Genomic DNA, 9,390 nt, shown 5'->3' on the forward strand with positions numbered 1-9,390 from the left:
AAAATTTATAAATATAATTAATATGTAAAATATTAATTATATTTATTAAATATTTATAAAATTTTTTTTTAAAATATTAATATTTTTAATTTATAATTTTAATTTTTTTTTTAAAACTTAAAATATTAATATTAGATTTTTTTTTTAAAAATAAACCTATAGTAACTATTCCAGGAAGTGAATAAATTTTTTTTTTAAATTTAATAGGGTTTTTAATACGTAAATTATATATATCTATAATAATATTACCATTTTCTGTAATTATATTTTTACGATATTTAGGTATTCCCCCTATTTCAATTATTTTATTTTTAATAAAAGATTTTGAAAAAGGAATAATTTCTATTGGTAATGGAAAATTACCTAAAATATTTACTTTTTTTTTAAAATCTAAAATACATAAAAATCTTTTAGAATTTATAGAAATAATTTTTTCTTTTGTTAAAGCCCCCCCTCCACCTTTAATCATTTGCATTTTTTTATTTACTTCATCTGCACTATCTATATATAAATCAACATATTTTATCATATTTAAATTAAATATTGGAATATTAAGTTTTTTTAATTTTGAAGTAGATTTTTTAGAACTAGATACAGCCGCTTTTATCATATTTCTAAACATATAAATATAATTTATAAAATAATTTGAAGTAGACCCACTTCCTATACCTATAATTATGTTAGGTTTAATATATTTCAAAGCATATAAACCTGAAGTTTTTTTAATTTTTTTTATTTTCATTACATCTTCTAAATTATATACATTATTAAGTAAATTAATATATATAATATAATTAATTATAAATAAACATTAATATAAATTTAAAATATTTTTTTTAAATTATTTTAATTAAATTTTTTTTCAATTTTAAAAAAACAATAATTGTTATTATATATTCTTATTATATTTTTATTATTTAATTTGTTATTTAATATCGCTTGTATCCATATAATATTATTTTTTAATTTTATTATAAATAATATACTACCAATTATTTTCCATTTTTTTTTTATTCTAAATTCTAAATAATTATTTTTATTATTTATATTTTTTGACATACCTTTTAAAAAAAATAATGATTTTTTATTTTTTTTTAAAAAATGTATTTTTGTAACCATTTCTTGACCATTATAACATCCTTTATTAAAACTTATTCCATTAAAATTATTTAAATTTAATGACTGAGGAAAAAATTTTTTAGAATGTATAATATCAATATTAGGAATTCCTGTTTTAATATCTAAAGATAACCATTGATTATTATTTTTAATATAATTAAATTTATTAATAATATAATTCTTAATTTTATAACTTTTTTTTTTTAATACAATTATAATGAATCTCATAATTTTTTCATTTAATTTAATAATTTTATATTTTTTATTTATAATTAGAACTTTATTTGAACTTGGTAATTTTTTAAAAAATATATTTAACAAATATGATATTTTTTTTCCAATAAATCCAAAAATAATATTATTATAATCTATAACAATATTAACTTTTAAAAAAATAGAATATTTTTTAAGTATTTTTAAATGATATTTAATTATATTTTTTCTTTCCATTAAAATATAATGATTAGTTTTATATTTAAATAATCTTAAAGAACTAATTACTTTTCCTTTATAGTTACAATGTGCACATAAAGAAAAATTATCTTTTAATTTATTAATATCTAAAGTTAATTGATTTTGCAAATATTTTTTGCTATCAATACCATAAACATGAATTAAACCCCAATCTTGAAGATACATCCAATTTTTATAATATTTTTTAGAAAATAAAATTTTATTATTATAATAATTATTTTTTTTCATATTTTTAATTATAATTTTTTTTTTATAAAAATTTATTTTTTAATATATTATATAATTATTAAAATCTATGTTAAAAAATTATTATAAAAAAAAAAAAAATAAAAATTTTATTAATTATTATAAAATAATTAAATTTTTTTATAATTATAAAATTAAATTTAAATTTATAAATAATATTAATAATATTTTATATAATATTAATATTACAAAAAAATGGAAAAAATCATATAATGTTAAATTAAATAAAAAAAAAAATAATTTTATAATTAAAAATATAAATAATTTATATTTATATATAATTAAATTAAAATATTTATTAAAAATTTTTATAATAAATAATATTATTATATATTATAATAAAATTTTATTTTTAATAAATAAAATTTTATTACAATTAGAAAAATTAGAATTAAATTGTATTTTTATTAAAAAAAATGATAAATATAATTGTTATTTAGATTTACATTATGGAATTGGTGGCAAAGATTCAAAAGATTGGACTAGTATTTTAATGAAAATGTATTTAAAATGGTCTTTAAATAAAGGTTTTAAAATTAACATTTTAAAAATATCATTTGGAAATATAATAGGTATAAAATCTGCTACTATTTATATAAAAGGAAAATATGCTTTTGGTTGGTTAAAAAATGAAATTGGAATACATCGTCTTGTAAGAAAAAGCCCTTTTGATATAAATAAAAAAAGACATACCTCCTTTAGTATTATTTATATTTATCCAGAAATAAATATAAAAAAAAATATTAAAATTAAAATAAAAGATTTAAAGATTGATTTATATAAATCATCTGGTTCTGGTGGACAGCACATTAATAAAACAAAATCAGCTGTACGTATTACACATATTCCAACTAATACGGTTACACAATGTCAAAATTATAAATCTCAACATATTAATAAAAATATAGCAATTAAACAAATAGTATCTAAATTATATAAAATATACTTTTATAAAAAAAAAATAAAAAATAAAAATTACAAATTAAATATATGTTGGAAAAATAAAATAAGATCTTATATATTAGATAATTCTTTAATAAAAGATTTTAGAACAGGAATAGAAAAATATAATATAAAATCTATTTTAGATATAAATATTTTAAATTTTTTCTTAAAATCTAATTTAAAAAATAAAGAAAATAAGGAAATTTAAAATGAATGAAAATAATAAAAATATTTTTAAAAATAAAGAATTTAAAAATAGATTAAATAAACTGAAATTATTAAAAAAAAAAAAAATATTATTTCCAAATAATTTTAAAAGAAATAATATTTCATATATTTTACATAAAAAATATGATAAATATAATAAAGAATATATAAAAAAACTTAATTTAAAAATAAAAATTTCAGGAAGAATGATAAATTGCAGACATATGGGAAAATCTTCTTTTATACAATTACAAGATATGTTCAGTAATATACAAGTATATATTTCTAAAAAATATATTTCTAATAATAATTTTAAAAATTTTAAAAAATGGGATTTAGGAGATATATTAGGAGTTGTAGGAACATTATTTAAAACAAATAGTGGAGAATTATCAATATATTGTAATAAAATTTATTTATTAACTAAATCATTACGTCCTTTACCAGAAAAATTTCATGGATTAAATAATACAGAAATTAAATATAGACAAAGATATTTAGATTTAATTAAAAATAAAAAAACAATAAAAATATTTAAAATAAGACATAAAATTATATTTGAAATTAGAAAATATATGATATCACATAATTTTATAGAAGTAGAAACTCCTATTATGCAATTAATTCCAGGTGGGGCTTCTGCAAAACCTTTTATAACATATCATAATAGTTTAAATCAAAAAATGTATTTAAGAATTTCTCCTGAATTATATTTAAAACGTTTAGTAATAGGTGGTTTGGAAAGAGTATTTGAAATAGGAAAAAATTTTAGAAATGAAGGTTTGTCATCAAAACATAATCCAGAATTTACTATGTTAGAATTATATATAGCTTATTTTAATTATAAAGATTTAATTAAATTTACTAAAAATTTTTTATATATATTATTTAAAAAAATTATAAAAGACAATAAAATTATAATTAATGATAACATAATATATTTTAATAATTTTAATGAAATGACAATGAAAGAATCTATTATAAAATATAATAATAATATAAATTTAAAAGATTTATCTGATTTAAATACTTTAAATTTTATAACAAATAAATTGAATATAAAAAAAAAAAATCAATGTTCAAAAGGTTATTTAATATATAATATTTTTAAAAAAACAGTAGAAAATAAATTAATACAACCTACGTTTATAACTGAATATCCTATTGAAATATCACCTTTATCTAGATCTATAAATAAAAATAAAAATTTTGCTGAAAGATTTGAATTATTTATAAACGGACAAGAAATTGGTAATGGTTTTTCTGAATTAAATGATTCTCAAGAACAAAAAAAAAGATTTAATAATCAATTAAAATTAGATAAATATAATGTTAATAATAAATGTTTATATGATAAAGATTATATTATTGCATTAGAACATGGATTGCCTCCTACTTCTGGTTTAGGAATAGGTATTGATCGTTTAATAATGCTATTTACTAATAAATGTACAATAAAAGATGTTATATTATTTCCAACATTAAAAATAATATAATTTATATATTTAAAAATAATTTTATTATATTAAATATTATTTTTATTTTTTAATAAAATATAAGGTATTTAATATGTATAATTTTTTTAAGAATATAAATTTAAATAAAAAATATAGTGGACCTTTTTGGTTATATAATTTTAACATTATAAAAAAAAAAATATTAAAACTAAAAAAATTTGATATTATAAGATTTGCTCAAAAATCTTGTTCTAATATTAATATTTTAAAATTAATAAAAAAATATAATGTACAAATTGATTCAGTATCTTATGGTGAATTAAATAGAGCAATAAACTCTGGTTTCAATAGAAAAAATATAATTTTTACATCTGATATTATTGATTATGATACTTTAAAAAAAATAGTAAAACTTAAAATAACTGTGAATATTGGTTCTATAGATATGTTACATCAACTTGGTAAAATTTCACCTAAACATAAAATATGGATTCGTATTAATCCTGGATTTGGTCATGGACATAACGAAAAAACCAATACCGGTGGTGAAAATAGTAAACATGGAATATGGTATAATGATAAATCATTATATGGTATAATTAAAAAATATAATTTTAAATTATGTGGTATTCATATACATATTGGTTCTGGAGTTGATTATAAACATTTAAAAAATGTATGTTATGCTATGATGAATCAAATATTATATATTAATAAAAGTATTAAATCAATTTCAGCTGGTGGTGGTTTATCTATTCCTTATAAAAAAAAAGATAGAATTATTAATATTAAAAATTATTTTAATTTATGGAATAATATTAGAAATAAAATTTCTAATTATTTAGGAAAAAAAATAACATTAGAAATAGAACCAGGAAGATTTTTAACAGCTGAATCTGGAATATTAGTAACTCAAGTAAAATCAGTAAAATTTATAAAAAATAAATATTTTGTTTTAATAGATGCTGGTTTTAACGATTTATTAAGACCTGTTATGTATGGTAGTTATCATAAAATTTCTGTTATAAAAAAAAAAATTAGTTATATTAATAAAAGCACTTTTAGAGTTCCTACTATAGTAGGTGGTCCATTATGTGAATCAGGAGATATTTTTACTCAAAACTCTAATGGAAAAATTAAAATAAGATTTTTACCAAAAGTATCACCTGGAGATTATTTAATATTTCATAATACTGGAGCCTACGGATCATCAATGTCATCAAATTATAATAGTAGATTATTAATACCTGAAATTTTATTTTATAAAAATAAATTTAAAATTATTAGAAAAAAACAAAATATAAAAGATTTATTAAAATTAGAAAATTAAATTTTTTAATTTAAATCTCCCCCGACTGGATTCGAACCAGTGACATACGGATTAACAGTCCGGCGTTCTACCACTGAACTACAGGGGAATTTAATAACATTATAATATTATTAAATATTATATTATTTAATATTATATATTAAATATTATATTTAGTCAACTTTTTAAAAAAAATAAAATAATAATAAAATATTATTAATAATATATTTTATAATATTTTTATGAAAAAAAATTCTTTAATTATTTTTTTAATGGGTCCAACAAATGTTGGAAAAACTTTATTAGCAATAGAATTATGTAAAAAAATTCCTTTTGATATTATAAGTGTTGATTCTGCTATGATATATAAAAATATGAATATAGGAACTTCAAAACCATCAAAAAAAAAATTAAAAAAAATACCACATTATTTAATTAATATAATAAAACCTACAGAATATTATTCTGTATCTAAATTTATTAAAGATGTAAAAAAAAGAATTAATAAAACTATAAAAAAAAAAAAAATACCTTTATTGGTAGGTGGTAGTATGTTATACTATAAATTATTATTAGAAAATAATGATTTATTACCAAATAAAAATTTTAAAATTAGAAACTATATAAATTATTTATCATATAATATAGGTTGTGATAAATTATATAAATATTTATGTTATATTGATCCTGTTCATAGTAAATTAATACATCCCAATGATAAAAAAAGAATAATAAGATTAATTGAAATTTTTTTAATATCTAATAAAAATATGACATATTATAAAAGTATAAAATATAAGAAATTACCTTATAAAATTTATCAATTTGCTTTAATTCCATGTTTAAAAGAACTACTATATAACAGTATTATAATACGTTTTAAAAAAATGTTAGAATTAGGTTTAGAAAAAGAAGCATATAAAATATTTAAAAATCCTAATTTTAATAAAAATTTACCTTCTTCTAAATGTATAGGTTATAATCAATTATATTCTTATTTTATGAAAAAAATAACATATGAAGAAATGATATTTAAAAGTATATATGCTACAAGAAAATTAATAAAAAAACAATTTTTTTATTTAAAAAATTGGAAATACAAAATTAATTATATTTATAATTTAAATATTGAAAAAAATATTAAAATAATTAAAAAAAAAATTAAAAAATATATTTAAAATTTTATAATTAAAAATAAAAGGAAAATAAATTTTGTTTTTTAATAAAAAAGCTATAATTATTTATATTAAATTATTAAAAAATAATTGTAGTTCAAGTATTGAAGAAATATATAATTTATCTAAATCATTAGGTATAAAAATAATTTTTAAAATTTTAATAAAAATTTTACATCCTCACTATAAATATTTTATTAATGTTGGAAAATTAAAAAAAATTAAACTTATTTCAAAAAAAAAAAAAACTAATTTAATTATTTTAAATCATGTCATAACACCATCCCAGGAAAGAAATTTAAAAAATGATTATAATTTTAATATATTAAATAGAACTAAATTAATATTAAATATATTTATAAAAAGATCTAAAACTAAAATTGGTAAATTACAATCACAATTAGCAAGTTTAAAATATATGTCTACAAGATTAATACATAATTGGACACATTTAGAAAGACAAAAAGGTGGTTTAAAAATATTAAGTGGTCCTGGGGAAACACAATTAGAAACTGATCGTAGATTGTTAAATAATAATATATTATTTATTTATAAAAAGTTAAAAAAAATAGAAAAAAATAATATACAAAAAAAATATATAAAATTAAAAAAAAATTATCATTTTATTTCATTAGTTGGATATACTAATGCAGGAAAATCAACTTTATTTAATAATATTACAAAATCAAATATATTTGTATCTCAAAAATTATTTTCAACATTAGATACAAAATTAAATAAAATTTCTAAATTTAATACTAATAAAATTATTTTATCAGACACCATAGGTTTTATTAAAAATTTACCAAATGAATTAATTGAATCTTTTAAAACAACATTGAAAGAAATATGTTATTCTTCTTTAATTATTCATATTTTAGATGTTAATGATTTAAAAAATTTATATAATAATGAAAATTATATAAATTTAATATTAAAAAACATTAATGCAAAAAATATAAAAAAAATAAGAATTATGAATAAGATTGATAAAATAAAAGGTTTAAAATATTTTATAGAATATAATAAAAATTTAATATATAATACTATATGGTTATCCGCTAAAAAAAAAAAAGGTATATTTTTATTATATAAAAATTTATTTCTAAATTTTAAAAAAACAATAAAAGTGAATTATAAATTATTATTACCAAAAAATTTTTATTGGATAATAAATAGATTATATTGTAAAAGTTATATTATTAATAAAATAAATTGTAAAAATAATAATATTAAAATTAATATTTTAATCAAAATAAAAGAATGGTTATTATTATGTAAATTAGAACCAAATTTAAAATATTGTATTATTTAATATAAATATTTATACAAATAATAAATATTTATTTAAATTAATATAAAAAAATTAATGGATTTTATATGTATGAAATTGTTTTTGGAATACATGTAATAGAATCTATAATAAAAAATAATATTTCTATAATAAATAAAGTATTTATTAAAAATAATAAAAATTGTAGATTAAAAATTTTAGAAGATAAATTAAAAAAAAAAAATATTAAAATGTATTATACAAATAAAAATTATTTAAATAAAATATCTAAAAATAAAAAAAATCAAGGAATTGTAGCTTATATTAAAAAGTCTATTTATAAATATAATGAAAAAAATATATCTGAAATGATTAAAAAAAAATATAATTTTATTTTTTTAATTTTAGATAATATTCAAGATCCTAGAAATTTAGGAGCTTGTTTAAGAACAGCAGCTTCTATAAATATTAACGCAGTTATAATTACAAAAAATAAATCTGCTAATATTACTCCTTTAGTAAGAAAAATTTCTTGTGGAGCAGTTGATAAAATTCCAATTATTATTGTTAATAATTTATTAAACATAATTAAAAAGTTTAAAAAAAATAATATAAATATTGTAGGTTTAGATGAAAGATCAAAAAATGTAATATATAAAACTAAAATGACTAAATCTATTGCAATAATTTTAGGATCAGAAAAAAATGGTATAAGAAATTCAATAAAAAAAAAATGTGATTATTTAATTTCTATTCCAACTTTGTCTATAATGAGTTCTTTAAATGTTTCTGTAGTAACAGGAATATGTTTATTTGAAATAATAAGACAAAGAAATTATATTTAATAATATATTATTATGAAAGGGATGGATAAATGCGTCATTATGAAATTGTAATTATATTTTATACTGAAGTAACTAGTAAAATTACCAACATAATTAAATATTATAAAAAAATTATTGAACAAGATAAAGGAAAAATACATAGACTTGAATATTGGGGTTTACGTAAACTAGCATACCCTATCAAAAAAAATAATCATGCTTATTATATATTAATTAATATAGAAGTTTGTAAAAAAGTAATGAATGATTTAAAAAAAGATTTTAAATTAAATAATAGTATTATAAGAAATTTAATTATAAAAAAAAAAAAACCATGTATTAAAAATTCTTTTATTTTAAA

9 protein-coding genes and 1 tRNA gene are annotated in these 9,390 nt (G+C 15.1%); 7 read left to right on the forward strand and 3 right to left on the reverse strand.

Annotated elements, in window-relative coordinates; translation table 11 throughout:
- Positions 1-85: 85 nt before the first annotated feature.
- Together rpiA and ygfZ are read right to left on the reverse strand one after the other, a co-directional pair.
- The gene (gene rpiA, locus C3B56_RS00810; protein ID WP_126071537.1) at positions 86-742 is read right to left on the reverse strand and encodes a ribose-5-phosphate isomerase RpiA; all 657 of its coding nucleotides are present in this window, start codon (positions 740-742) and stop codon (positions 86-88) included.
- A gap of 104 nt (positions 743-846) precedes the next feature.
- Complete coding sequence (gene ygfZ, locus C3B56_RS00815; RefSeq protein ID WP_126071538.1) at positions 847-1,821, reverse strand: tRNA-modifying protein YgfZ; 975 nt, start codon at positions 1,819-1,821, stop codon at positions 847-849.
- Positions 1,822-1,888: 67 nt separating this feature from the next.
- On the opposite strand from ygfZ, the gene C3B56_RS00820 reads away from it, so the two are divergent.
- The 3 genes from C3B56_RS00820 (at position 1,889) to lysA (ending at position 5,778) form a co-directional block, all read left to right on the forward strand.
- Positions 1,889-2,992: a PCRF domain-containing protein gene (locus C3B56_RS00820; RefSeq protein ID WP_126071539.1), complete on the forward strand. Its 1,104-nt coding sequence runs from the start codon at positions 1,889-1,891 to the stop codon at positions 2,990-2,992.
- Position 2,993: 1 nt separating this feature from the next.
- Positions 2,994-4,487, forward strand: coding sequence for a lysine--tRNA ligase (gene lysS / locus C3B56_RS00825; protein ID WP_126071540.1), 1,494 nt, complete (start codon positions 2,994-2,996; stop codon positions 4,485-4,487).
- Positions 4,488-4,560: 73 nt separating this feature from the next.
- Positions 4,561-5,778: a diaminopimelate decarboxylase gene (lysA, locus tag C3B56_RS00830; protein ID WP_126071541.1), complete on the forward strand. Its 1,218-nt coding sequence runs from the start codon at positions 4,561-4,563 to the stop codon at positions 5,776-5,778.
- A 16-nt stretch (positions 5,779-5,794) separates the two neighbouring features.
- Here lysA and C3B56_RS00835 read toward each other — a convergent pair.
- Positions 5,795-5,866 (reverse strand) — tRNA-Asn (locus tag C3B56_RS00835).
- A gap of 133 nt (positions 5,867-5,999) precedes the next feature.
- Here C3B56_RS00835 and miaA point away from each other — a divergent pair.
- From miaA to rpsF, 4 genes are all read left to right on the forward strand, one after another.
- Positions 6,000-6,935: a tRNA (adenosine(37)-N6)-dimethylallyltransferase MiaA gene (miaA, locus tag C3B56_RS00840; protein ID WP_126071542.1), complete on the forward strand. Its 936-nt coding sequence runs from the start codon at positions 6,000-6,002 to the stop codon at positions 6,933-6,935.
- A gap of 34 nt (positions 6,936-6,969) precedes the next feature.
- A complete protein-coding gene (hflX, locus tag C3B56_RS00845; RefSeq protein WP_157977624.1) occupies positions 6,970-8,247 on the forward strand; it encodes a GTPase HflX in 1,278 nt (425 codons plus the stop codon).
- Between the two features lie 65 nt (positions 8,248-8,312).
- Positions 8,313-9,050 carry a 23S rRNA (guanosine(2251)-2'-O)-methyltransferase RlmB gene (gene rlmB / locus C3B56_RS00850; RefSeq protein WP_126071544.1) on the forward strand — a complete coding sequence of 246 codons (738 nt, stop codon included), beginning with the start codon at positions 8,313-8,315 and terminating at the stop codon, positions 9,048-9,050.
- Positions 9,051-9,079: 29 nt separating this feature from the next.
- Positions 9,080-9,390: 30S ribosomal protein S6 (rpsF, locus tag C3B56_RS00855; protein WP_126071699.1), on the forward strand; the 311-nt coding region annotated here is incomplete at its 3' end.

Source organism: Candidatus Annandia adelgestsuga, from assembly GCF_003956045.1.
Classification (GTDB): Bacteria; Pseudomonadota; Gammaproteobacteria; order Enterobacterales; family Enterobacteriaceae_A; genus Annandia; species Annandia adelgestsuga.